General features: G+C 72.8%; 22 protein-coding genes. 11 read left to right on the top strand and 11 right to left on the bottom strand.

Translation table 11 applies throughout. The features are described from left to right. Positions 1–20 precede the first annotated feature (20 nt). Together FE251_RS09160 and FE251_RS09155 are read left to right on the top strand one after the other, a co-directional pair. A complete protein-coding gene (locus FE251_RS09160) occupies positions 21–869 on the top strand; it encodes an alpha/beta fold hydrolase (RefSeq protein ID WP_139071129.1) in 849 nt (282 codons plus the stop codon). Then, entirely contained in the window at positions 866–1,894 is a 1,029-nt protein-coding gene (locus tag FE251_RS09155; RefSeq protein WP_168202699.1) for an Lrp/AsnC family transcriptional regulator, read from the top strand. Before FE251_RS09160 ends, FE251_RS09155 begins: the two co-directional genes overlap by 4 nt. Before the next feature lie 89 nt (positions 1,895–1,983). Here the strand turns inward: FE251_RS09155 and FE251_RS09150 are convergent, their stop codons facing one another. The 5 genes from FE251_RS09150 to FE251_RS09130 form a co-directional block, all read right to left on the bottom strand. Next, on the bottom strand, positions 1,984–3,687 hold the full coding sequence (locus tag FE251_RS09150) for an ABC transporter ATP-binding protein (protein WP_139948556.1): 1,704 nt from the start codon (positions 3,685–3,687) through the stop codon (positions 1,984–1,986). Beyond that, on the bottom strand, positions 3,684–4,667 hold the full coding sequence (locus FE251_RS09145) for an ABC transporter permease (protein WP_139071126.1): 984 nt from the start codon (positions 4,665–4,667) through the stop codon (positions 3,684–3,686). The genes FE251_RS09150 and FE251_RS09145 overlap by 4 nt, the downstream gene beginning before the upstream one ends. Positions 4,668–4,669: 2 nt before the next feature. After that, on the bottom strand, positions 4,670–5,746 hold the full coding sequence (locus tag FE251_RS09140; protein ID WP_230976379.1) for an ABC transporter permease: 1,077 nt from the start codon (positions 5,744–5,746) through the stop codon (positions 4,670–4,672). Between the two features lie 69 nt (positions 5,747–5,815). Continuing rightward, on the bottom strand, positions 5,816–7,453 hold the full coding sequence (locus FE251_RS09135) for an ABC transporter substrate-binding protein (RefSeq protein ID WP_139948555.1): 1,638 nt from the start codon (positions 7,451–7,453) through the stop codon (positions 5,816–5,818). A gap of 152 nt (positions 7,454–7,605) precedes the next feature. Then, positions 7,606–9,279, bottom strand: a complete 1,674-nt coding sequence (locus FE251_RS09130; protein WP_139948554.1) for an alpha-amylase family protein — start codon at positions 9,277–9,279, stop codon at positions 7,606–7,608. A 117-nt stretch (positions 9,280–9,396) separates the two neighbouring features. On the opposite strand from FE251_RS09130, the gene FE251_RS09125 reads away from it, so the two are divergent. Further along, positions 9,397–9,894 (top strand): class I SAM-dependent methyltransferase, encoded by a 498-nt coding sequence (locus FE251_RS09125; RefSeq protein ID WP_139071124.1) that lies wholly within the window; start codon positions 9,397–9,399, stop codon positions 9,892–9,894. 161 nt (positions 9,895–10,055) lie between these two features. Here the strand turns inward: FE251_RS09125 and FE251_RS09120 are convergent, their stop codons facing one another. The 3 genes from FE251_RS09120 to FE251_RS09110 form a co-directional block, all read right to left on the bottom strand. Continuing rightward, positions 10,056–10,529: an SRPBCC domain-containing protein gene (locus FE251_RS09120; protein ID WP_139071123.1), complete on the bottom strand. Its 474-nt coding sequence runs from the start codon at positions 10,527–10,529 to the stop codon at positions 10,056–10,058. Positions 10,530–10,534: 5 nt separating this feature from the next. Then, positions 10,535–10,828 (bottom strand): ArsR/SmtB family transcription factor, encoded by a 294-nt coding sequence (locus FE251_RS09115; RefSeq protein WP_456237487.1) that lies wholly within the window; start codon positions 10,826–10,828, stop codon positions 10,535–10,537. A gap of 87 nt (positions 10,829–10,915) precedes the next feature. Further along, positions 10,916–11,626 (bottom strand): alpha/beta fold hydrolase, encoded by a 711-nt coding sequence (locus tag FE251_RS09110; protein WP_139948553.1) that lies wholly within the window; start codon positions 11,624–11,626, stop codon positions 10,916–10,918. An 80-nt stretch (positions 11,627–11,706) separates the two neighbouring features. On the opposite strand from FE251_RS09110, the gene FE251_RS09105 reads away from it, so the two are divergent. After that, on the top strand, positions 11,707–12,135 hold the full coding sequence (locus FE251_RS09105) for a DoxX family protein (protein WP_139071120.1): 429 nt from the start codon (positions 11,707–11,709) through the stop codon (positions 12,133–12,135). 17 nt (positions 12,136–12,152) lie between these two features. Here FE251_RS09105 and FE251_RS09100 read toward each other — a convergent pair whose 3' ends face one another. Beyond that, complete coding sequence (locus tag FE251_RS09100; protein WP_139948552.1) at positions 12,153–13,115, bottom strand: TIGR03885 family FMN-dependent LLM class oxidoreductase; 963 nt, start codon at positions 13,113–13,115, stop codon at positions 12,153–12,155. A gap of 86 nt (positions 13,116–13,201) precedes the next feature. Here FE251_RS09100 and FE251_RS09095 point away from each other — a divergent pair, with 86 nt between their 5' ends. Together FE251_RS09095 and FE251_RS09090 are read left to right on the top strand one after the other, a co-directional pair. Beyond that, positions 13,202–14,200, top strand: coding sequence for an asparaginase (locus FE251_RS09095; protein ID WP_139948551.1), 999 nt, complete (start codon positions 13,202–13,204; stop codon positions 14,198–14,200). A 67-nt stretch (positions 14,201–14,267) separates the two neighbouring features. Then, positions 14,268–14,849, top strand: coding sequence for a CueP family metal-binding protein (locus FE251_RS09090; RefSeq protein WP_139948550.1), 582 nt, complete (start codon positions 14,268–14,270; stop codon positions 14,847–14,849). Between the two features lie 18 nt (positions 14,850–14,867). Here FE251_RS09090 and FE251_RS09085 read toward each other — a convergent pair whose 3' ends face one another. After that, the gene (locus FE251_RS09085; protein ID WP_139948549.1) at positions 14,868–15,746 is read right to left on the bottom strand and encodes an oxygenase MpaB family protein; all 879 of its coding nucleotides are present in this window, start codon (positions 15,744–15,746) and stop codon (positions 14,868–14,870) included. 170 nt (positions 15,747–15,916) lie between these two features. Here FE251_RS09085 and FE251_RS09080 point away from each other — a divergent pair, with 170 nt between their 5' ends. The 4 genes from FE251_RS09080 to FE251_RS09065 all read left to right on the top strand — a co-directional run bounded on the left by FE251_RS09080 (position 15,917) and on the right by FE251_RS09065 (position 19,551). Beyond that, positions 15,917–16,714: an SDR family NAD(P)-dependent oxidoreductase gene (locus FE251_RS09080; RefSeq protein WP_139948548.1), complete on the top strand. Its 798-nt coding sequence runs from the start codon at positions 15,917–15,919 to the stop codon at positions 16,712–16,714. Positions 16,715–16,769: 55 nt separating this feature from the next. Next, entirely contained in the window at positions 16,770–17,540 is a 771-nt protein-coding gene (locus FE251_RS09075; RefSeq protein WP_139948547.1) for an LLM class F420-dependent oxidoreductase, read from the top strand. Then, complete coding sequence (locus tag FE251_RS09070; protein ID WP_139948546.1) at positions 17,530–18,474, top strand: DUF368 domain-containing protein; 945 nt, start codon at positions 17,530–17,532, stop codon at positions 18,472–18,474. Before FE251_RS09075 ends, FE251_RS09070 begins: the two co-directional genes overlap by 11 nt. A gap of 63 nt (positions 18,475–18,537) precedes the next feature. Continuing rightward, positions 18,538–19,551 (top strand): PHP domain-containing protein, encoded by a 1,014-nt coding sequence (locus tag FE251_RS09065; protein WP_139948545.1) that lies wholly within the window; start codon positions 18,538–18,540, stop codon positions 19,549–19,551. Between the two features lies 1 nt (position 19,552). On the opposite strand, the gene FE251_RS09060 is transcribed toward FE251_RS09065, so the two are convergent. Next, entirely contained in the window at positions 19,553–19,996 is a 444-nt protein-coding gene (locus FE251_RS09060) for an acyl-CoA thioesterase (protein WP_139948544.1), read from the bottom strand. 94 nt (positions 19,997–20,090) lie between these two features. Here FE251_RS09060 and FE251_RS09055 point away from each other — a divergent pair, with 94 nt between their 5' ends. Beyond that, complete coding sequence (locus tag FE251_RS09055) at positions 20,091–21,035, top strand: 5'-3' exonuclease (RefSeq protein WP_139948543.1); 945 nt, start codon at positions 20,091–20,093, stop codon at positions 21,033–21,035. Positions 21,036–21,061 lie beyond the last annotated feature (26 nt).

The following is a 21,061-nucleotide window of genomic DNA, read 5'->3' as shown; positions in this document are numbered from 1 at the left end:
ACCACCGACAGGAGACCCACGTGTTCGTCGAGATCAACGGCAACAAGCTCGCCCTGGAAGTCCTCGGCCCCGAGGACGCCCCGGTGCTCATCGCGCTCCACGGGGCGCCCGGCCTCGGGTCGCGCGCCGAGCCACGGACGAGCTTCGGGCGCCTGGCCGACAGCTACCGCGTCGTCGTGTACGACGCCCGCGGCTCGGGGGAGTCGGAGGGCAACGGTCCGTTCACCCACGAGCAGTGGGCGGCCGACGTCGAGGGGGTCCGGGAGTGGATCGGAGCCGAGCAGGTCATCGTCGCGGGTGGCTCCTACGGCGGGTTCATCGCCATGGAGTACGCCACCCGCTACCCCGACCGGGTGCGCGCCATGGTCCTGCGGGACACCTCGCCGGACGGCCAGAACGAGAAGCTCTCCCGGGAGAATGCCCTGGCCTCGGACCGCGTGAAGGTCGACGTCGAGAAGCTCGACCGCATCGACGAGGGCCGGGTGCGCGACAACGACGACCTGCGGGACTGCTGGCGCGAGATCCTCCCGCTCTACGACTACGAGTACAACCCGCAGAAGGTCGAGCGGATCGTCGCGACCACTCCCTACCGGTACGAGACGCACAACTACGCCTTCGCCCACAACATCCCGAACTACGACATCAAGGACAGACTGCCCGGCGTCACCTGTCCCACGCTCGTCACCGTGGGTCGCACCGACTGGATCACGCCGGTGTCGTGCAGCGAGACCATCGCCTCCCTCATCCCCGACGCACGCCTTGTAGTGTTCGAGAAGTCCGGACACTCCCCCCAGATCGAGGAAGCTGAGCTGTGGACCCAGACCGTGCGGGAGTTCCTCTCCGAGGTCGAGGCGAAGCAGGCGACGTGAGCAACGGCGCGCCCGCCGGCCGGAGCCTCGATGACCTCGACCGGCGGATCGTCGCCGCGCTGCAGCTCGACGGACGGGCGAGCTGGTCGGCGATCGCCGACCTCTGCGGCACGACCGGGCCGACCGTGGCACGGCGCGTCCAGCAGCTCACCGACGAGGGGGCGCTGAAGATCGCCGTCATGCGCGGCGCGGGTGGCAGCGAGTCGCACCAGTTCTTCTTCCTGCGCCTCAAGTGCGGGCCGACGATGGCGCTCCCGGTCGCGAGCCGGATCGCCGAGCGCCCCGACGTCCGCTTCGTCACGCTGCTCACCGGCCCTCACGACATCATCGCCGAGGTGCAGGTCCCCAGGGAGGCCGGCGCCTACCACACGGTCGTGCGCGAGGTGCAGACGATCCCCGGCGTCGAGGCCGTCATCGGTGAGCTCACCCTCCACGTGTACAAGGTGAGCCACGACTGGGCACGCGAGCTCCTCGGGCTCCAGCCCGACGACCCGGTGGACACGGGGGAGTTCGAGGAGTTCGCCTTCGACGCCGTCGACGAGGCCATCCTCGACCGGCTCAAGCTCGACGGCCGGGCGAGCTTCGCGGAGGTGGCCGAGGAGGTCGGCCTCAACGAGAGCACCGTGCGGCGCCGCTTCGAGCGCCTTCGCTCCCGCCGGTGGGCCCACGTCGTCACCCTCGTCCAGGCCGCCGCTCTCGGATTCGAGTCCGAGATCCAGCTCCGGGTCGACGTCGAGCCGGCCCGGCTCACCGAGGTCGCCCAGGTGCTCGCGCGGCGCCCAGAGGTGCGGTACCTCGCGCTGCCGCTCGGGGGCAACTGCCTCGTCGCGGAGGTCATCGCCCGGCGAACCGAGGACCTCTATGCGTTCACCACCGAGTCCCTGGCTGCTTTGCCCGGAGTGACCGGATGGTCGGCCTCCCTCGAGCTGCTCACCATCAAGCGCGGGTTCGTCGAGACCCCATGGTGGCGCTCCGAGGTCGCGGACGTCGCAGCGGGCCTGGAGGTCGGCGAGCTCACCGGCTGAGGCCGACAGCCAGGTCGTTCGTCGGGCACGCGAAGTCGGACAGGGGCGCGGCGAGCAAGGCGTCCCCTTCTGACCGCCGCAGCGCCGCGCTACGGCACGATGCTGGGTTCGGGGACCGCGGAGGTGAGCGCCGCCAGCGCGGCGCGCCGCGCCTCCTGCTCCACCGGGTCCGGCACCGGGACCGAGGCGAGCAGCCGCCGCGTGTAGGGGTGCTGCGGGTCGCCGAGCACCTGCGTGCCGGTGCCCAGCTCGACCAGCTCGCCGCGGTAGAGCACGGCTATCCGGTCGGCGAGCATCCCGACGACGGCGAGGTCGTGGCTGATGAACAGGGTCGCGAAGCCGAGCCGCTGCTGGAGCTCACCGAACACCTCGAGGACCTTGTCCTGCACCGAGACGTCCAGCGCCGACGTCGGCTCGTCGGCGACGAGGAGCTCCGGGTCCAGGGCGAGCGCACGGGCCAGGCTCGCGCGCTGGCGCTGACCGCCCGACAGCTCGTGCGGGTACCGGGCGGCGTAGGCGATGGGCAGGTGGACCGCGTCGAGCAGCTCGTGGACCCTGGGCCGGGCCGCGGCAACGTCTCGCGCGCGGCCGTGGATGAGCAGCGGCTCGGCGATCGCCTCACCGACCGTGAGGAGCGGGTTGAAGCTCGTCGCCGGGTCCTGGAAGACGAACCCGAGCCGGGCGCGGTGCGGCCGGAAGGTGCGCTCCCGGAAGCCGACCATCTCCTGACCGAGCACCTCCAGCGACCCGCCGGTCGCGCGGGTGAGCCCGGCGATGGCCCGCCCGATCGTCGTCTTGCCGGACCCGGACTCACCGACCAGGCCGAGCACCTCGCCCGGCGCGATCGTGAGGTCCACCCCGGACACCGCGCGGAACCCGGGCTGGCGCAGCCGCCCCGGGTACACGACCTCCAGGCCTCGGGCGCGCACGAGAGGCTCACCGGCCTCCGCGGCCGGCGACCGGCCGGGCGCCCGGTCGGTGGTGTGCGCGCCGAGCCGCGGCACGGCGGCGAGCAGCCGGCGGGTGTACTCGTGCTGCGGAGCGGCGAACAGCTCGCGCGCGGGCGCCTGCTCGACCACCTCGCCCCGGTACATGACCGCGACCCGGTCGGCGAGGTCGGCGACGACTCCCATGTTGTGGGTGATGAGGATGATCGCCCGGCCGAACTCGTCGCGCACCGCGCGCAGCAGGTCGAGGATCTCGGCCTGCACGGTGACGTCCAGCGCCGTCGTCGGCTCGTCGGCGACGATGACGCTCGGCTCCAGCGCCATCGCCATGGCGATGACGATCCGCTGCTTCTGGCCGCCGGAGAACTGGTGGGGGTAGTGGTCCACCCGCGTCTGCGGGTCGGGGATCCCCACCCGGCCGAGCACCTCCACGGCGCGGGCGCGGGCCTCGGCGCGCGAGTAGGTCCCGTGCGCGCGCAGCCCCTCGGCGATCTGCCACCCGACGGTGAACACCGGGTTGAGGGCCGTCGAGGGCTCCTGGAAGACCATCGCCACGTCCCGCCCCCGGGCGCGGCGCAGCTCGGCCGGCCGCAGGCGCAGGACGTCCTGCCCGGCGAGGACCACCGCGCCGTCGACCCGGGCGTTGTCGGGGAGCAGCCCGAGCACGCTCTTGGCGGTGACGGTCTTGCCCGACCCGGACTCCCCGACGACGGCGAGGATCTCGCCCGGGTCGACGTGCAGGGAGACGCCGTCGACGGCGTGCACCGGCGCGCCGTCGGTCGCGAACGTCACGTGGAGGTCGCGGATCTCGACGACGGGGGAGCCGTCGTGGTCGCTGGGGCTCATGCGTCGGCTCCCGTCGTCGCGGCGCGCCGGGGCGGGCGCCGCCGGCTGCGCAGCCTCGGGTCGGACAGGTCGTTGAGGCTCTCCCCGACGAGGGTGATGCCCAGGACGAGCAGGACGATGGCGGCGCCGGGGAAGACGCCCGTCCACCAGATGCCGCTCGCGACGTCGGAGATGGCCCTGTTGAGGTCGTAGCCCCACTCGGCGGCCGCGGTGGGGTTGATGCCGAAGCCGAGGAAGCCGAGGCCGGCGAGGGTGAGGATCGCCTCGGAGGCGTTGAGCGTGACGATGAGCGGCAGCGAGCGGGTCGCGTTGCGCAGCACGTGGCGCGAGAGGACACGCGGCGTCGAGGCGCCGAGCACGCGCGCCGACTCGACGAACGGCTCGGCCTTGAGGCGCACCGTCTCGGCCCGTACGACGCGGAAGTACTGCGGCACGAAGACGACGGTGATGGAGATGGCGGCGGCCGCGATCCCGCCGAGGAAGCTCGACTGACCGCCGGAGATGATGATCGACACGACGATGGCGAGGAGCAGGGAGGGGAAGGCGTAGATCGCGTCGGCGACGGTGACGAGGACGCGGTCGAGCCATCCGCCGAGGTACCCGGAGACGAGGCCGAGTGCCACCCCGAGGAAGAGCGAGGCGACGACGGCGAGGACCACCGTGAGGAGCGCCGTCTGCGCCCCCCACACGACCCGGGAGAAGACGTCGTAGCCGCCCACCGTCGTGCCCCACCAGAACTGTGCCGACGGTGGCGCCTGACGCGGGAAGCTGCCGTCCGGGCCGCTGAGCTGGTTGAAGGAGTACGGCGCGATGACGGGCGCGAGGACGGCGGTGAGGACGAAGACGGCGCAGAGCACGAGGCCCGCGACGAGCATCCCTCGCTGGAGCCCCACGCTGCGGCGCAGCTGCCACACGAGCGGCAGCCGCTTCCAGCGGGGCTCGTGGGCGGCGGCGCCGGGGGCGACGGTCGACTCGCTCATCGTCAGTACCTCACTCTCGGGTCGATGAGGGCGGCGACGACGTCGACGACGAAGTTGGTCACGGCGACGATGACGGCGAGGAGCGCGACGATCCCCTGGACCGCGACGAAGTCCCGCGCGCCGAGGTACTGGGCGAGCTGGAAGCCCAGCCCGCGCCACTCGAACGTCGTCTCGGTGAGGATCGCGCCGCCGAGCATCATGGCGATCTGCATGCCCATGACGGTGATGATCGGGATGAGCGCCGGCTTGTAGGCGTGCTTGCGCAGCAGCCTGGACTCGGTGACGCCGCGGGAGCGGGCCGCGGTCACGTAGTCCATCCCGAGCGTGCCGATGAGGTTGGTGCGCACGAGGCGCAGGAACACCCCGGCGGTGAGCAGGCCCAGGGCGAGGGCCGGCAGGACGGCGTGGGACAGGACGTCGGAGATGAGGTCCCACCGGCCGGTGCGCAGCGCGTCGAGGATGTTGATGCCGCTCGAGCCGGTGATGCGGTCGAGGATGAGCTGGGTGTCCGGCCGCGCCCGCCCGCCGAGCGGGAACCAGCCGAGCCACACCGAGAAGACGAGCTTGAGCAGCAGGCCCGCGAAGAACACCGGGGTGGCGTAGCAGAGGATGGCGAGCACCCGCAGCACCGCGTCGGGCACCTGGTCGCGCCGGTAGGCGGCGATCCGGCCGAGCGGGATGCCGACGAGCAGGGCGACGAGGAGTGCGAAGAGGACGAGCTCGAAGGTCGCCGTGCCGTAGGTGAGCAGCACCTCGCTGATCGCGCGGTTGTCGGTGAGCGTCCGGCCGAAGTCACCGGTGAACACCTGCCCGAGGTACTCGACGTACTGGACGAGCACGGGGCGGTCGTAGCCGGCGTCCGCCAGGCGCTGGGCGAGCTGGTCGGGCGTGAGGCGCCCGCCCACCGACGCCGAGATCGGGTCACCGACCACCCGCATGAGGAAGAACACGAGGGTGACCAGGATGAACACCGTGGGGATGATGAGCAGGAACCGCACGAGCACGTAGCGGCCCAGCCCCGAGCCGCCCGACCGCGTCGCCGCGGTGGGGCTCACCGTCCGTTCGTCAGCGATCGTCACGCTGCTTCTCCTCTCCCGGGCGGGGACGGGGCGCCGCGCACGGCGGCACCCCGTCCCCCGGACGGTCGGTCAGCGTGACAGCGGCGCGTAGCGGAACTTGAAGGACGCGTCGAGCGTGACGCCGGTGACGTCGTTCTGGGCGACGGCCACCTGGGCGCCCTGCAGGTAGGGCAGGGTCGACAGGTCCTCGGCGACGAGGCGCTGGACCTCGGCGATCTTCGCCTCGCGCGCGGCCGGGTCTGGCTCGGTGGCCTGGTCGAGGATGAGGTCGTTGACGGCCTGGTCGGAGTAGTCGTTGACGAGGAAGTTCTCCGTGAGGAAGAACGGGGAGAGGTAGTTGTCCGCGTCGGAGTAGTCCGGGAACCAGCCGAGCTGGTAGGCGGGGTAGGCGTGCTCGACCCGCTCGCCGTTGTAGGTGTCCCACAGCGTGGACTGCAGGGTGATGTCGAACAGCCCGTCTGCCTCGAGCTGCTGCTCGATGAGGGCGTACTCCTCGTCGGAGGAGTTGCCGTAGTGGTCGGGGCTGTACTGGAGGTTGAGCGCGACCGGCGTCGGGATGCCGGCCTCCTCGAGCACGGCCGCCGCGGCGGCGGCGTCGGGCCCGCCCTCACCATCGCCGTACATCTCCAGCAGCGGCTCGGCGGCGCCGCTCAGGCCCTCGGGCACGTAGGAGTACAGCGGGGTGTAGGTGCCCTGGTAGATCTCCTGGCTCAGCGCCTCGCGGTCGATGAGGTGGGCGGCCGCCTGGCGCACGGCCAGCGCCTTGGCCTCGTCCGCCTCGGGGGTCTGCGTCCCGAACGGCTGGGTGGTGAAGTCGAAGACGATGTAGCGGATCTCCCCACCGGGGCCGTCGTGGACGGTGACGTTCTCGTCGTCGGCGAGGTCGGCCAGGTCGGTGGGGGACAGGTTGCGGAAGGCGACGTCGACGTCGCCCTGCTGGACCGCGAGCTTGAGGGAGGTCTCCTCGGTGAAGTACTGCGCGGTGACGGTCGGGGTCTGCGCCGGCTCGAGCATGCCGCCGTAGTCGGCGAAGGCCTCGTAGCGGACGAGCTCGTTCTCGGCGTAGTCGGTGATCGCGTACTGGCCGGCGAAGGCCTGGCCCTCGACGATGTCGTCCGCCGGGGTGAGCTCGGTGGCGGAGAAGACCTCCTCGTCGACGATCGGCCCGACCGGGGAGGAGAGCACCTGCGGGAAGGTCTGGTCGTTCTCGCCCTTGAGCGTGAAGACGACGGTGAGCTCGTCCGGCGTCTCGACGCTCTGGAGGTTGTAGAGCAGCGAGGACGGCCCGTTCGGGTCGGCGATCGCGAGCTGCCGGTCGAAGCTGAACTTCACGTCCGAGGAGGTGAGCTCGTTTCCGTTCGCGAAGGTCAGGCCCTCCTTGAGGGTGACCGTGTACTCGCTGGGCCCGGTGAACTCGGCGGACTCGGCGATGTCCGGCTCGACGTCGGGGCTGCCGTAGGGGGTGTTGAGCAGGAACGGGAAGACCTGGTTCTGGACCAGGAAGGAGCCGTTGTCGTAGGAGCCGGCCGGGTCGAGGGAGAAGATCACGTCGGTCGTGCCGACCGTGATGCTCCCGCCACCGGTGCCGTCGTCCGTGCCGGTGTCGCTGCCGCCGGTGTCGCTCGTGTCGGCGCAGCCGGCGAGGGTCAGCGCGAGGACGGCGGGCGCGGCGAGGAGCGCGCGGCGCCGAGGGTGGGCAAGGGTCATGGTTCACATCCTTAGGAACGGGACCCGGCCGGCGGGAACCGGTCGGCATGCCACGCGCACTGCTGGCGACAGCACGCAAGGCTGGAAAATAACACACGGCGTCTCAGCCGATGAGAACTTCGTGCCGGACCGTGGGCACTCTCCAAGCGGGCCTACGGCAGGCGCAGCCCGCCGGGGTGGTGGACGTGGAACCAGCGGTAGCCGTACCCGTCGAGGACCAGCTCGACCGCTCCGCCGTCGCCGACCTCGACGTTCTCCCGCCCGAGGAGGCACTCGAGCACCGAGCCGGCCGGCGCGTCCACGGTGAGCGGGACGGTGCGGGCCTCGCCGCCGAGGTTGTGCACGGCGACGACGGCGCGCCCCTCCCAGGTGACCTGGTGGGCGAGCACCTCGGGGTTGGGCTGGTCGAGGAGGCTGAACGTCCCGCGGCCGAGCTCGGGGTGGGAGCGGTAGATCTGGATGAGGTGGCGGATGAAGCTCCACAACGAGTCCGGGTCGCGCATCTGCTCCCACGCGTTGACGAACTGCGGGCCGTAGCCGTCGGGCACGGGCCGGGCGACCAGCCGGGAGGGACGCGCGGTGGAGAACCCGCCGTTCCTCTCCGGTGACCACTGCATCGGGGTGCGCACCGCCATGCGTCCCTCGGCGTCGAGGTCCTCACCCATCCCGATCTCCTCGCCGTAGAACAGCGACGGCGTGCCGGGCAGCGAGAAGAGCAGGGAGTACACGAGTCGCACCCGGCGCGGGTCGCCGTCGACCATCGGTGGCACCCGGCGCTTGAGGCCGCGGCCGAAGAGCTGCATGCGCTCCTCCGGGCCGAACGCGGCGAAGACCTCCTGGCGCTCCTCCTCGGTGAGCTTGTCGAGGGTGAGCTCGTCGTGGTTGCGCACGAACGTCGCCCACTGGCAGTCCTCGGGGATCTCCGGGCGACTGCGTAGCGCCTCGGCCAGCGGCCCGGCGTCCCTGCGAGCGAGGGACAGGTACATCTGCTGCATCGTGACGAAGTCGAACATCATGTGGAGCTGGTGGCCCTCGCCGAAGTACGTCACCTGCTCCTCGCGGGGCACGTTGACCTCGCCGAGCATGATCGCGTCCCCGCGCCGCCGGGAGAGGAAGGCGCGGATGTTCTTCAGGTGGTCGTGCGGCTGGGCCATCGCGTCGGCGTCGGCGCCGGTCATCCCGACGTCCTCGAGGAAGAAGGGCACGGCATCCACCCGGAAGCCGTCGAGCCCCAGCTCGAGCCAGAAGCCGATGACCTTCATGATCTCGTCGCGCACCTTGGGGTTGGCGACGTTGAGGTCGGGCTGGTGGGAGTAGAAGTGGTGGAGGTACCACTCCTCGGTGCGCTCGTCGAACGTCCAGATCCCGTCCTCCTTGTCGGGGAAGACGGTCTGGTCCGAGGTGTCCGGCGGGGTGTCCGCGCGCCAGACGTAGTAGTCCCGGAACGGGTTGTCCTTCGAGCGGCGCGAGGCCTTGAACCAGGGGTGCTGGTCGGAGGTGTGGTTGATGAGCAGGTCGGCGATGACCCGCATGCCGCGGTCCTTGGCGGTGCGGATCAGCTCGACGACGTCGCCGTGGCTGCCCAGGCGCGGGTCGACCCCGTAGAAGTCGGTGACGTCGTACCCGTCGTCGAGGTTGGGCGTCGGGTAGAAGGGCATGAGCCACAGGCACGTGACGCCGAGCCGGGCGAGGTAGTCGATCCGCTCGTTGACGCCCGCGACGTCACCGATGCCGTCGCCGTCGGAGTCGAAGAAGGTCTCGATGTCGAGGCAGTAGATCACTGCCGTCTTCCACCACTGGTCGGAGGTCTCGGTGATGCGGCTCATCGGTTGTCGTCCCCTGGAGGGTGGGCGGCAAGGTCGCGCCATGTCTACCGGGAGCCAGGCCTCGCGGCATCCGGTGGTGCGGGGCACGATGATCGGGGCGCCGGGTGAGGAGGGGACGTGGAGGACCGTCACGAGTTGGCCGTGGGTCTCGTCGCGGCCCGCGAGCCGGCGGCGGTGCTCGAGGTCGGCTGCGGGCCAGGCGCGACGATGGCGCGGCTCGCCGGCCGCCTGCCCCGCGCGCGCTTCGTGGGGATCGACCGGTCCGCGACGGCGATCGCGCGCGCGACGGCGCGCCTCGGGGAGGTCGTCGGCTCCGGACGGGTGGAGCTGCGGCAGTGCGCGCTCGCCGACCTCGACGTGCCCGACGCGAGCGTGGACGCGGCGCTCGCGGTGGACGTCAACCTCTTCTGGACCTCGGCCGCGGTCAGCGAGCTCGCGGCACTGCGCCGGGTGCTGCGGCCCGGGGGAGTGCTCCATCTCGTCTTCCACACCCCCGCGCCGGGACCGAGGGTCCTGCCGCGCGCCGGGCGCACGCTGGAGCGGGGCGGCTGGCGGGTCACCGGTGTGGCCGGTCATGGCGCGCTCGCCGCGCTCACTGCCGCACCGCCCGCCTGACGCCCGGGTACGCCCGCCTGTACGCTCGTGCAACCGTGCGCCTCCTCCGCTCACCGTGCGCCCCTGCTTGCCGCCGTGCGCCCGGTGGAGCGGCACGGTGGCTGCGCGGGGCGCACAGTGGCGGGGGCGGTGCGCACAGTGGCGGGCGCTGCCAGAGGCGCTCAGTCGTCCATCGGGCTCCCGGTCTCGACGAGGGTCTTGAGGCCGGAGAGCGACCACGGCCAGCCGCCGCCACCGCCCTGCGGGTCCCCACCGCCGTCGACCTCCTCGAAGAGCTCGGGCGCTGCGCTGACGTCGTGGGTGAGCGTGACCTTGGTCTGGCCGCCGGGGAACTCGGTGAGCTCCCAGGTGAGGGTCGTGCTCGGCATCTCCGGGTGCCACGTCGGGCGCCAGGCGAGGACGAGGCGGCGCGGCGGGTCGATCTCGAGCACCTCGCCCTCGATCGCGGTGTCGCCCATGCCCATCTCGCGCATCTCGGGGGTCGTGAGGTTGCGGTAGGCGCCGCCGGGTCGCTGGTCGATCTCGACCGCCCCGCCGTAGCCCCACCGCTTCGTGTCCTCCGAGGTGGTGATGGCGTCCCAGATCCGCTGGGCCGGTGCCTTGATGTAGATGCTGTGGATGACGCTGGTGGCCATGTCGCTCACTCCTGGTCCGGGGTCGTGTCCTCGAGTCGTTCCTTGAGCTCGATCAGGGCGTCCGCGGTGCGCGCCCTGTCGGTGTACTTGCCGATCCACCGGCGGTGGATCTGCTGGATCGGGACAGGGTTGAGGTAGTGCTCCTTGACCCGGCCGACCTTGCGGGTGCTCACCAGCCCGGCAGCCTCGAGGAGGCGCAGGTGCTTGGACACCCCGAACCGCGTCATCTCGACGTGGCCGGCGACGACGTCCTCGAGCTCGCCGAGCGATCGCCCGTCCCGCTCGAACAACGCGTCCATGAGCAGGCGGCGGACCGGGTCCGCCAGCGCCCTGAACACGAGGTCGTCGTCCACACCGACGACAATAGGTGACCGATAGGTCACCTATCAAGGGGTCGAGGCCGCCCGTGGCGCCTCGTGGGCGTACCGGTCGAGCAGTGCGGCCAGCTCGGCGGGCCGGCTGAGCGCCACCGCGTGCCCGCCCTCGACGTCGTCGGGCACGACGCCGAGGCGCTCGCGGGCGAGGCGGTGCTGGAAGTCTCGCGGGAAGAGGCGGTCACGGCTGCCGGTGACGACCCGGGTGAGGACGTCGGGCCACGCCGCGAGGGGCCACGGGTCGGCGAAGGGGCGCCCGGACTGGTCGCGCGTCCGCCGTCCGGACTCGGCGAAAAGGTCCGGGGGCACGTCGTGGCCGTAGAGCACCACCGGGTCGGAGAGGTCCTCGGGGGTGAGGCCGAGGCTGTGCGCGTACGCCTCCATCGCCTCTCCCTGGCCGCTCACCTCCCACCACTCACCGCCGGTCTCGCCGGGCCGCGGGATCATCGCGTTGACGAGGACCACGAGCCGCACCGCCAGCCGGTCGGCCACGAGCGGGGCGGTCAGCCCTCCCATCGACTGGGCGACGACGACGAGGTCCTCGCTGCCGTCCGGCACCGCGGCGACGACGGCCGCCGCGTAGGCGTCCAGCCCGGCGGTGTCGTCGTCGGCGGGAAGGTCGACGGCGACGGTCGTGTGGCCACGGGCGCGCAGCTCGCGCTCGACGAGGTGCCAGTACCAGGCGGACCCGCCGGCACCGGGGACGAGGACGAAGGTTGCCATGCCCTACCGACCTGACGCGGGACCGGAACTCGTCGGGGCCTTCCCGCGCGCACGGCCTCGGGCGTTCCTACACTCGGCGGATGTCGACACTGCGCACCGCCGCCCGCCTGGCCCTCGGACTCGCCATGGTCGGCGCGGGGGTGGGCCACCTCACGAGCCAGCGCGAGGAGTTCCAGGCCCAGGTGCCCGACTGGTTCCCGGTGGACGCGGACCTCACCGTGGTCGTCTCCGGGGTCGCCGAGATCGCCCTCGGCGCCTCGTTCCTCGCCCTGCCGCGCCACAAGCGCGTCATCGGCGCCCTGCTGGCGGTGTTCTACGTCGTCATCTTCCCGGGCAATGTCGCGCAGTGGCTCGAGGGGACCGACGCCTTCGGCCTCGACACCGACCGCAAGCGCTTGGTCCGGCTGTTCTTCCAGCCGCTCCTGGTCCTGTGGGCGCTGTACGGCGGTGGCTGGCTCGCCCGGCGCCGGGAGCCGGACCCCGGGAAGGAGGACGGCGCGCGGTCCTGACCCGCGGCAGGGACCGGTCAGGAGCGGAGCGCCGGGAGCAGCTCGTGCTCGGCGAGCGCGAGGAACGGGGCCTGGTCCTGTGAGACGTGGTGGAGGTAGACCTCGTCGAAGCCGAGCTCCTCGTACTCGCGCAGCTGCTCCACGAGGTCGGCGACGGAGTCGGTGACGACGACCGAGCGGGCGACCTCCTCGTCGGGCACGAACTGCCCGATGGCGTCGAAGTCCTCGGGGGTGGCGGTGTCGTGACCGATCGGCTCGGGGAACGGGTGGTTGCGCCACTGGTCGCGGGCGATGTCCCGGGCCTCGGCGAGCGTCGGGGCGATCGACACGTGGACCTGGAGCGCCAGCGTGCCCGTCCCGCCGTTGTCGCGGTAGGCGGCGACGATCTCGCGCACCGACTCGACGTCGCTGTTGATCGTCACGAGGCCGTCGGCCCACGTCGCCGCGCGCGCCGCGGTGGCGGGGGAGAGGGCGGGGCCGATGAGCGGGGGCGGGGTCTGGGGCAGGGAGTAGATCCGGGCGCGCTCGGTGGTCACGTGCGCGCCGCGGTAGGTGAGGTCCTCCCCGGCGTGGAGGCGGCGGATGACCTCCACGCACTCCTCGAGGCGCTCCTGGCGCAGGTCCTTGCCGATCCACTTGTCCCCGGTGATGTGCTCGTTCATGTTCTGCCCGGTCCCCAGCGCCACCCAGAAGCGGCCGGGGAACATCTCGGCGAGCGTCGCGGACGCCTGGGCGATGATCGCGGGGTGGTAGCGCTGGCCGGGGGCGTTGACCGTGCCGAGCCGCAGGTTCGTCGTGGCGAGCGCCGCACCGAGCCACGACCACGCGAAGCCGGAGTGTCCCTGGCGCGTCGACCACGGGGCGAAGTGGTCGGAGCACATGGCCATGTCGAAGCCGGCACGCTCGGCCTGCTGCACGTCGCGCAGGAGCCGGGAGGGAGCGATCTGCTCGTGGGAGGCATGGAATCCGTAGAGGGGCATGGGCCCTTGTGTATCGCGGGGCACTGTGACGGGCACGTCGAGGGCCGTGTGCGGGCGGGGGTCGGCGACGGTGGGATGCTTGGCGCATGGAGCAGCCGACCCTCGCCGTCGCGGCCATGGGCGGGACCATCGGGATGGTCGCACCCACGCCCGGTGCCGCCGCCGAGCCCCGCCTCGACGCCGACGCGCTCGTCCGCGTCGTCCCCCACCTCGGCGAGCTCGCCACCCTGCGCACGACGACGGTGACGACCAAGCCCTCGGCGTCCGTCGACGTCGACGACGTCCTCACCACCCTGGAGTGGGCGCGCGCCCAGGTCGACGACGGCGCGGCCGGCGTGCTCGTCACCCACGGCACCGACACGCTCGAGGAGACCGCCTACCTGCTCGACGTGCTGTGGGACCGTCCAGCGCCGCTCGTCGTCACCGGCGCGATGCGCTCGACGGACGTCCCGGGCACCGACGCGCCGTCCAACCTCCTCGCCGCCGCCCGGTGCGCGCTCGCCCCGCAGGCGCGCGAGCGCGGGGTGCTCGTCGTGCTCAGCGACGAGGTGCACCTCGCCGCCCGGGTGACCAAGGAGGCCTCGACCGGCCCGCGCGCCTTCGCCTCGCCGGGCCACGGCCCGGCCGGGCGGCTGCACGAGGGCGAGGTCCGCTTCTTCTCCGCTCCGCCCGCCCGGCCCGCACCCCTGCCGGCGCCCGGTCCGGGGCCGGTGGACGTCGCGCTCGTCGAGGCGACGCTCGCCGACGACGGGCGGGTCGTGCGGGCCGTGCTCGACGCCGGGTTCGGGGCCGTGGTCGTCGACGGGGGAGGGCTGGGGCACGTCTCGGCCGCCACCTCCCGCGAGCTCCTGGCGGCGGTCAGGCGCGGCGTCGTCGCGGTCGTCTCCTCCCGGACCGTCCGTGGTGGCACCGGCAGGGCGACCTACGGATACGAGGGCTCGGAGACCCGGCTCCTCGCGGGCGGGGTGCTCATGGCCGGTGAGCTGTCCGGTCGCAAGGCCCGCCTCCTCCTCCACGTGCTCGTCCGCGCCGGGCTGCGCGGGGAGGCGCTCGCGGCGGCGCTCGAGGAGCACTCCCGGGTGTGAGCCAGGTCGCTCACCGCAGGACCTAGGACCCGTGACGGGAGCGGCGCGCGTCGGGCAGGGTGGACATATGCCTCGAATCCGGCCCACGGCAGCAGCCGCCGCCCTCCTGCTCCTGCTCGCCGCCTGCTCCCCGGCGGACGACGCGTCCCCCGAGGATGCGCCCGCGACCGCGACGGCGCCGCTCCTCAGCGAGCACGGCCTCGACGGCATGAGCGGCAAGGAGATGGTCGACCACCTCGACCGCCTCGGCGGTGCCGACCGGCCGGCCGACCTCATGGCCTCGGTCCGCGCCGAGGAGCTCGTCCTCGGCGACGGCACCGACGAGATCACCGTCGAGCTGCCCGCCGAGGAGTTCTACGTGTCGTTCGCCCCCTACGTCGAGGCGACCCACGAGTGCTACTTCCACTCGCTCACCAGTTGTCAGGGCGAGCTGGTCGAGGAGGACATCGAGGTCACCCTGACGTCGAGCGACGGTGAGGTCCTCGTCGAGGAGACGGTGACGACGTTCGCCAACGGGTTCGCCGGCTACTGGCTGCCCCGTGGCTTCGAGGGGACCCTCGAGGTGAGCCACGACGGCCTCACCGGCCAGGTCCCGATCGGCACCGGCGCCGAGGACCCGACCTGCATCACGACGCTGCAGCTGACCTGACGCCGCCCGCCGGGCGGGTCAGTGGGGTGAGTCGGGAGTGGGGGTGTCCACCGGGTCGATCCCGCCGAGCGCCCAGCGCAGGCTCCGCGTCGCGACGTGCCCGGCGAGGCGTCCCCCGGTGACGCTTCGCCTGCCGTCCAGTCGCAGCGGCTCACGCGCCCAGGGTGGCAGGGTGGCGACGGCCGCCCGCCCGATGAGGGCGTAGCCGAACCGGGCGGCGCCGGTGATCGGCGGGCGGTGGAGGAGGAACTCGGCCGCCTCCAGCGCCTCGGGGGTCTGCTCGAGCTCGGGGCGGTAGCGCTCGAGCGTCTCCCGGAGCTCGGCGTGCGTCGTCGGGACGCGCTCCCCGCCCAGTCGGCGCGCCACCCCGGCGGTCTGGGCCACGTAGGCGTCGATGTCCGCCTCGTCGAGCGGGCGGCGTCCGAAGATCTGGTGCGCGGTGAGGAAGCTGTCGATCTCGGCGACGTGCACCCAGGTGAGGAGGTGGGGGTCGTCGGCGCGGTAGGGGCGGCCGTCGGTCGTCGTGCCGCTCACGTACCGGTGCACCGCGCGGACGACGGCGATCGCCCGCTCCGCGTCCTCGGTGCGTGCGTAGGTGGTCTCGGCGATGAACGTGCTCGTGCGGGCGAGGCGGCCCCACGGGTCGGACCGGTAGTCCGAGTGCTGGGCCACCGCCGCCATCGCGAGCGGGTGGAGGGACTGCAGCAGCAGTGCGCGCAGCCCGCCGACGTACATCGAGGCGTCCCCGTGCACCCGCTGGATCGGGTCCTCGGGCCCGAACCAGCGCGGGCCGGGCTCCCCGTGGATGCGGCGACGGGCGGTGTGCGCCTCCGGGCCGGCCACCCGGGAGAGCAGGACGTCGCCCAGTCGCCGACGGGCCTCTGCGACAGCACTCATGGCGCCAGTGTGCGGCCGCAGCCCCACCCGTCGCACACCGGACGGAGGAAATGGCGCGATGCTGACGCGGTTGTGCACAACCAGTGGACAAGCCTGTGGACGCAGCGCCCCGGCCGCGCGGACGGGCGGCACCGCGCCTACGGTGTGACCCACGAACCCCGGGAGGACCCATGGCAGCACCCAGCACCCGCCCCTTCGCCGTCGTCACCGGCGCCTCCAGCGGCATCGGCCGCGAGATCGCCCACGTCCTGGCCCAGGAGGGCTACGACCTCCTCCTGTGCGCGGAGGACCCGGCGGTGCAGGAGGCGCAGTTCGACGTCCCCAGCCTCACCGTCGAGGCGCTCCAGGCGGACCTCGCCACCTACGACGGCGTCGAGGACCTCGTCGCCGCGGTGGGGGACCGCGACGTCGACGCCCTCGTCCTCAACGCGGGCGTGGCCGTGGGCGGTCCCTTCGTCGAGACGGACCTCGACGCCGACCTCGACCTCATCGCCCTCAACGTCACCTCCGTCGTCCACCTCGCCAAGCGGCTGCTGCCGCGCATGGTCGCCGCCGGGCGCGGACGGCTCCTGGTCACCGGCTCGGTGACGAGCATGATGCCCGGCCCGTACTACGCGACCTACAGCGCCTCGAAGGCCTTCGCGCTCAACTTCGCGCAGTCCGTCCGCTACGAGCTCAAGGACACCGGGGTCACCGTGACGACGATGATGCCCGGGCCCACCGACACCGAGTTCTTCGAGCGCGCCGGCATGGAGGACACCCGCGTCGGGCGCAGCGAGAACAAGGACGACCCGGCCGAGGTCGCCCGCGACGGCGTCGCCGCGATGCTCGCCGGCAAGGACGACGCCGTCGTCGGCTCGACGGTGCGCAACACCCTGATGTCACGCGCGTCCAAGGCACTGCCCGAGCGGGTCAAGGCGGCCACCCAGGCCCGGCTCACCGAGCCCCAGGACGACGACGAGGGGTGAGCCGGCGCCGTCGCTGTCACCTGCGCACCGAGAACGGCTGCTGCACGATAGGGGCATGACCCGACCCGTACGCATCGCCGTCCAGCTCCAGCCCCAGCACGCCGACTACGCCCAGCTCCGCGACGCCGTCCTGCGCGCCGAGGACGCCGGGGCCGACGTCGTCTTCAACTGGGACCACTTCTTCCCGCTGAGCGGTGACCCGGACGGAAAGCACTTCGAGTGCTGGACGATGCTCGGGGCGTGGGCCGAGCAGACGAGCCGCGTGGAGATCGGCGCCCTCGTCACGTGCAACAGCTACCGCAACCCCGACCTGCTGGCCGACATGGCCCGCACGGTCGACCACATCAGCGGCGGGCGGCTCATCCTCGGGATCGGGGCGGGCTGGTTCGAGCGGGACTACACCGAGTACGGCTACGAGTTCGGCACCGCCGGCTCACGGCTCGCCGACCTCTCCCACGCACTGCCCCGGATCAAGGAGCGCTGGGCACGGCTCAACCCCGCGCCCACCCGCGACATCCCGGTGCTCATCGGCGGCGGCGGGGAGCGCAAGACGCTGCGGTACACCGCCGAGCACGCCGCCATCTGGCACGGCTTCGCCGACCTCGAGACCCTGCGGCACAAGAGCGCGGTCCTCGACGCGCACTGCGCCGACGTCGGGCGCGACCCGGGCGAGATCGAGCGGTCGGTGGCGGTGCGCGGCAACCCGGGCGAGATCGGCGAGGGGCTCGTCGCGGCGGGTGCGACCCTCTTCACCGTCTCGGCCAGCGGCCCCGACTACGACCTCTCGACCCTCCACGAGTGGATCGCGTGGCGCGATGCCCGCTGACCCGCCCCGCGGCGAGGCCCGCGACCCCACCGGCCCGGCCCAGCCGGTGCTCCAGGTGGTCCGCGGGTTCCTCATGGGCTCGGCCGACATCGTGCCGGGCGTCTCCGGTGGCACGGTCGCCCTCGTCCTCGGCATCTACGAGCGGCTCGTCCACGCCATCGCCACCGCGGCCTCGTCGGTCGCCGCGCTCGCGCGGGGCGACCTGCGTGAGACCGGCCGGCGGCTGGCCGCGGTGCCCTGGGTGTGGGTGCTCAGCCTGCTCGTCGGCATCGGCGCGGCCGTCCTGCTCCTGTCCGGCCCGCTGGAGCGGCTGCTCGCCGAGGAGCCGCAGGCGATGGCCGGGCTCTTCTTCGGGCTCATCGCCGGCGCCGTGCTCGTCTCGTGGAAGCTCGTGCGCCGGCCCAGCGGGCGGCTCGTCGTCGTCGCGCTCGTCGCCGGCCTGCTGTTCTTCCTCTTCCTCGGCCTGCAGGACACCACCCACGCCTCGGGCGCCGAGGTGGCCACCCGGCCCTGGTGGGTGTTCTTCCTCGCCGGCGCCGTCGCGATCTGCGCGATGATCCTCCCCGGGATCAGCGGCTCGTTCATCCTCGTGCTCCTCGGGATGTACACCCAGGTCCTCGGGGCGGTCAACGAGCGCGAGATCGGGCTGCTGCTCGCCTTCCTCCTGGGCTGCGCGGTCGGTCTCGCGGCGTTCTCCTCCCTCCTCACCTGGCTCCTCGACCACCACCACGACGTCGTCCTCGCGGGCCTCATCGGGCTCATGCTCGGGTCCCTGCGGATCCTGTGGCCGTGGCCGAGCGGGCTGGACAGCACGGACCTCGCGGCGCCCTCCGGCCCGGTCCTCGTGCCGGTGCTGCTCGCCGTCGCCGGCCTGGCGCTCGTCCTCGGGATCGACGCGCTCGGCCGGGCTGCCGAACGCCGCCAGGCCCGGTAGCCCAGCGCACCGCCCCCGACCGACACCGGGCGCGGCCGGCCGCGTCGTCGTAGCCTTCCGCGGATGGACCCCGTCGCGGCACTCGAACGCGTGGCCTACCTCCTCGAGCGGGAGCGGGCCGAGGCCCGCCGTGCCACGGCCTTCCGCAGGGCCGCGGCCCGCCTCGCAGGGCTGGACGCGGGTGAGCTCGAGCGGCGCCTCGCGGCCGGCACGCTCAGCGAGCTGCGCGACGTCGGCCCCAAGACGGCGGCGGTCGCCCAGGAGGCGGCGCGCGGCGCCGTCCCCGCCTACCTCGCCGAGCTCGAGTCACGCGCGGGCACGCCGCTCGCCGAGGGCGGGCAGGAGGTGCGCGGCTGGCTGCGCGGGGACCTCCACGCCCACTCCGACTGGTCCGACGGCGGCACCCCGATCCTCGCCATGGTCCGCGCCGCGATCGACCTGGGCCACGAGTACCTCGCGCTCACCGACCACTCACCGCGCCTCACCGTCGCCCGCGGGCTGTCACCCGAGCGGCTGCGGGAGCAGCTCGACGTCGTCGCCCGGCTCAACGAGGAGCTCGCCCCCTTCCGTCTGCTCACCGGGATCGAGGTCGACATCCTCGAGGACGGCGGGCTGGACCAGGAGCCGGAGCTGCTCGCCCGGCTCGACGTCGTCGTCGCCAGCGTCCACTCCAAGCTGCGGATGGACAGGGCGGCGATGACGCGCCGGATGGTCACCGCCGTCGAGCACCCGCTCGTCGACGTCCTCGGGCACTGCACCGGACGGCTGGTCACCGGGGGCCGGGGCACCCGGCCGGAGTCGGACTTCGACGCCGACACCGTCTTCGGCGCGTGCCTGGACAACGACGTCGCCGTCGAGCTCAACTCCCGCCCGGAACGGCTCGACCCGCCCACCCGGCTGCTCGACCGCGTCGTCGAGCTCGGCTGCCGGGTCGCGATCGACACCGACGCGCACGCGCCGGGCCAGCTCGAGTTCCTCGACCACGGCTGCGCCCGGGCGGCGCAGGCGGGCGTGGCGCGCGACCGGGTGGTCAACGCACTTCCGCTCGCCGACCTGCTCGCCTGGACGAGCCGCTGACTCAGCGCGGGCGCGGTTCGTGGAGCGCGGGGCGCAGCCGCTCGGGGATGCGGTCGCGGTCGAAGGTGATCCCCGTGCGCCCGTGCGGCGCGGGGCGCCACTCCTCGTCGAGGTTGACGAAGACGATCGACTCGATGGTGAGGATGCTGTGGCGGGTGAAGAGGTTGCGCACCTCGGCGCGCATCGTCAGGGAGGTGGTCCCGAAGCGCACCGCGCGCAGGCCCATCTCGACGATGTCGCCCTGCGTCGCCGAGCTGAGGAAGTTGATCTCCGACATGTACTTGGTGACGACCCGCTCGTTGCCGAGCTGGATCATCGCGTAGATGGCCGCCTCCTCGTCGATCCACCGCAGGAGGCTGCCGCCGAAGAGGGTGCCGTTGGCGTTGAGGTCCTCGGGGCGGATCCACTTGCGCGTGTGGAAGTTGATGATGTCGTCGGAGTGCATGACAGCCAGCATATGACCGCAAACCGGGCCAACCGGGCCGCTGGGGACGTGCGACCCGCCACGTTGTGCAGCACCTGTCTGGGAGGATCGCCCCATGAGTGACCAGCCGGGACCGCTGCTTCTGCTCGACTCCGCCTCGATGTACTTCCGGGCGTTCTTCGCCCTGCCGGACACGATGACCGCTCCGGACGGCACGCCCGTCAACGCCGTGCGCGGCTTCCTCGACGCGATCGCGCGGCTCGTCACCACGCACCGGCCCGCGCGCGTCGTCGCCTGCTGGGACGACGACTGGCGCCCGGCCTTCCGCGTGGAGGCCATCCCCTCCTACAAGGAGCACCGGCTCGCCGACGACGGCGGCGAGGAGGTCCCCGCCGCGCTCACCGCCCAGGTGCCGGTCATCGTCGACGTCCTCGCCGCCCTCGGCATCCCGCGCCTCGGCTCGCCCGGCTACGAGGCCGACGACGTCATCGGCACCCTCGTGGCCCGCGAGGTCGCCGCGGTCGAGCGCGCCCCCGAGGTCCTCGTCATGACGGGGGACCGCGACCTCTTCCAGCTCGTGGACGACGCCGCGGGGGTGGCCGTCCTCTACCCGGTCCGCGGGTCGAAGGAGCCGGTCCGCATCGACGAGGCGTGGCTGGCCGAGAAGTACGGCGTGAGCGGCGGGCAGGCGTACGCCGACATGGCCACCCTGCGCGGGGACCCCAGCGACGGGCTGCCCGGCGTGGCCGGCATCGGGGAGAAGACCGCCGCGAGCCTGCTGCGCCAGTTCGGCACGCTCGAGGGCATCGTCGCGGCGGCGCAGGACCGCGGGTCGGCGATGTCCGCGACGCAGCGCCGGCGCATCCTCGACGCGGCCGGCTACCTCGCGGTCGCGCCCACCGTCGTCCAGGTCGCGCGCGACGCGCCGGTGGCGCAGGACCGCGGGGACCTCACCGAGGTCCCCGCGGACGGCGAGGCGCTGCTCGTGCTCGCCGAGCGGTGGGGCCTGGAGTCCTCGCTGCGGCGACTGGTCGACGCCTGCTCCGGCGCCACCGGCTGAGGCGCGGCCGGGGGAGCCCCGGCCGC

The sequence above is a fragment of the Georgenia wutianyii genome, from assembly GCF_006349365.1.
GTDB lineage: Bacteria > Actinomycetota > Actinomycetes > Actinomycetales > Actinomycetaceae > Oceanitalea > Oceanitalea wutianyii.
The sequence above is the reverse complement of the archived record's forward strand: the minus strand, read 5'-3'. Positions and strand labels throughout refer to the sequence as shown.

What these genes read in the sequence shown, in the direction of transcription:
- FE251_RS09090 (WP_139948550.1), top strand. Translation starts at nt 14,268, where the DNA reads ATGCCTCGAATCCGGCCCACGGCAGCAGCCGCCGCCCTCCTGCTCCTG.
- FE251_RS09130 (WP_139948554.1), bottom strand. Translation starts at nt 9,279, where the DNA reads ATGAGCCGCATCACCGAGACCTCCGACCAGTGGTGGAAGACGGCAGTG.
- FE251_RS09095 (WP_139948551.1), top strand. Translation starts at nt 13,202, where the DNA reads ATGGAGCAGCCGACCCTCGCCGTCGCGGCCATGGGCGGGACCATCGGG.
- FE251_RS09085 (WP_139948549.1), bottom strand. Translation starts at nt 15,746, where the DNA reads ATGAGTGCTGTCGCAGAGGCCCGTCGGCGACTGGGCGACGTCCTGCTC.
- FE251_RS09060 (WP_139948544.1), bottom strand. Translation starts at nt 19,996, where the DNA reads ATGCACTCCGACGACATCATCAACTTCCACACGCGCAAGTGGATCCGC.
- FE251_RS09105 (WP_139071120.1), top strand. Translation starts at nt 11,707, where the DNA reads ATGTCGACACTGCGCACCGCCGCCCGCCTGGCCCTCGGACTCGCCATG.
- FE251_RS09150 (WP_139948556.1), bottom strand. Translation starts at nt 3,687, where the DNA reads ATGAGCCCCAGCGACCACGACGGCTCCCCCGTCGTCGAGATCCGCGAC.
- FE251_RS09075 (WP_139948547.1), top strand. Translation starts at nt 16,770, where the DNA reads ATGACCCGACCCGTACGCATCGCCGTCCAGCTCCAGCCCCAGCACGCC.
- FE251_RS09135 (WP_139948555.1), bottom strand. Translation starts at nt 7,453, where the DNA reads ATGACCCTTGCCCACCCTCGGCGCCGCGCGCTCCTCGCCGCGCCCGCC.
- FE251_RS09115 (WP_456237487.1), bottom strand. Translation starts at nt 10,828, where the DNA reads ATGGACGCGTTGTTCGAGCGGGACGGGCGATCGCTCGGCGAGCTCGAG.
- FE251_RS09145 (WP_139071126.1), bottom strand. Translation starts at nt 4,667, where the DNA reads ATGAGCGAGTCGACCGTCGCCCCCGGCGCCGCCGCCCACGAGCCCCGC.
- FE251_RS09110 (WP_139948553.1), bottom strand. Translation starts at nt 11,626, where the DNA reads ATGGCAACCTTCGTCCTCGTCCCCGGTGCCGGCGGGTCCGCCTGGTAC.
- FE251_RS09070 (WP_139948546.1), top strand. Translation starts at nt 17,530, where the DNA reads ATGCCCGCTGACCCGCCCCGCGGCGAGGCCCGCGACCCCACCGGCCCG.
- FE251_RS09120 (WP_139071123.1), bottom strand. Translation starts at nt 10,529, where the DNA reads ATGGCCACCAGCGTCATCCACAGCATCTACATCAAGGCACCGGCCCAG.
- FE251_RS09100 (WP_139948552.1), bottom strand. Translation starts at nt 13,115, where the DNA reads ATGCCCCTCTACGGATTCCATGCCTCCCACGAGCAGATCGCTCCCTCC.
- FE251_RS09065 (WP_139948545.1), top strand. Translation starts at nt 18,538, where the DNA reads ATGGACCCCGTCGCGGCACTCGAACGCGTGGCCTACCTCCTCGAGCGG.
- FE251_RS09080 (WP_139948548.1), top strand. Translation starts at nt 15,917, where the DNA reads ATGGCAGCACCCAGCACCCGCCCCTTCGCCGTCGTCACCGGCGCCTCC.
- FE251_RS09055 (WP_139948543.1), top strand. Translation starts at nt 20,091, where the DNA reads ATGAGTGACCAGCCGGGACCGCTGCTTCTGCTCGACTCCGCCTCGATG.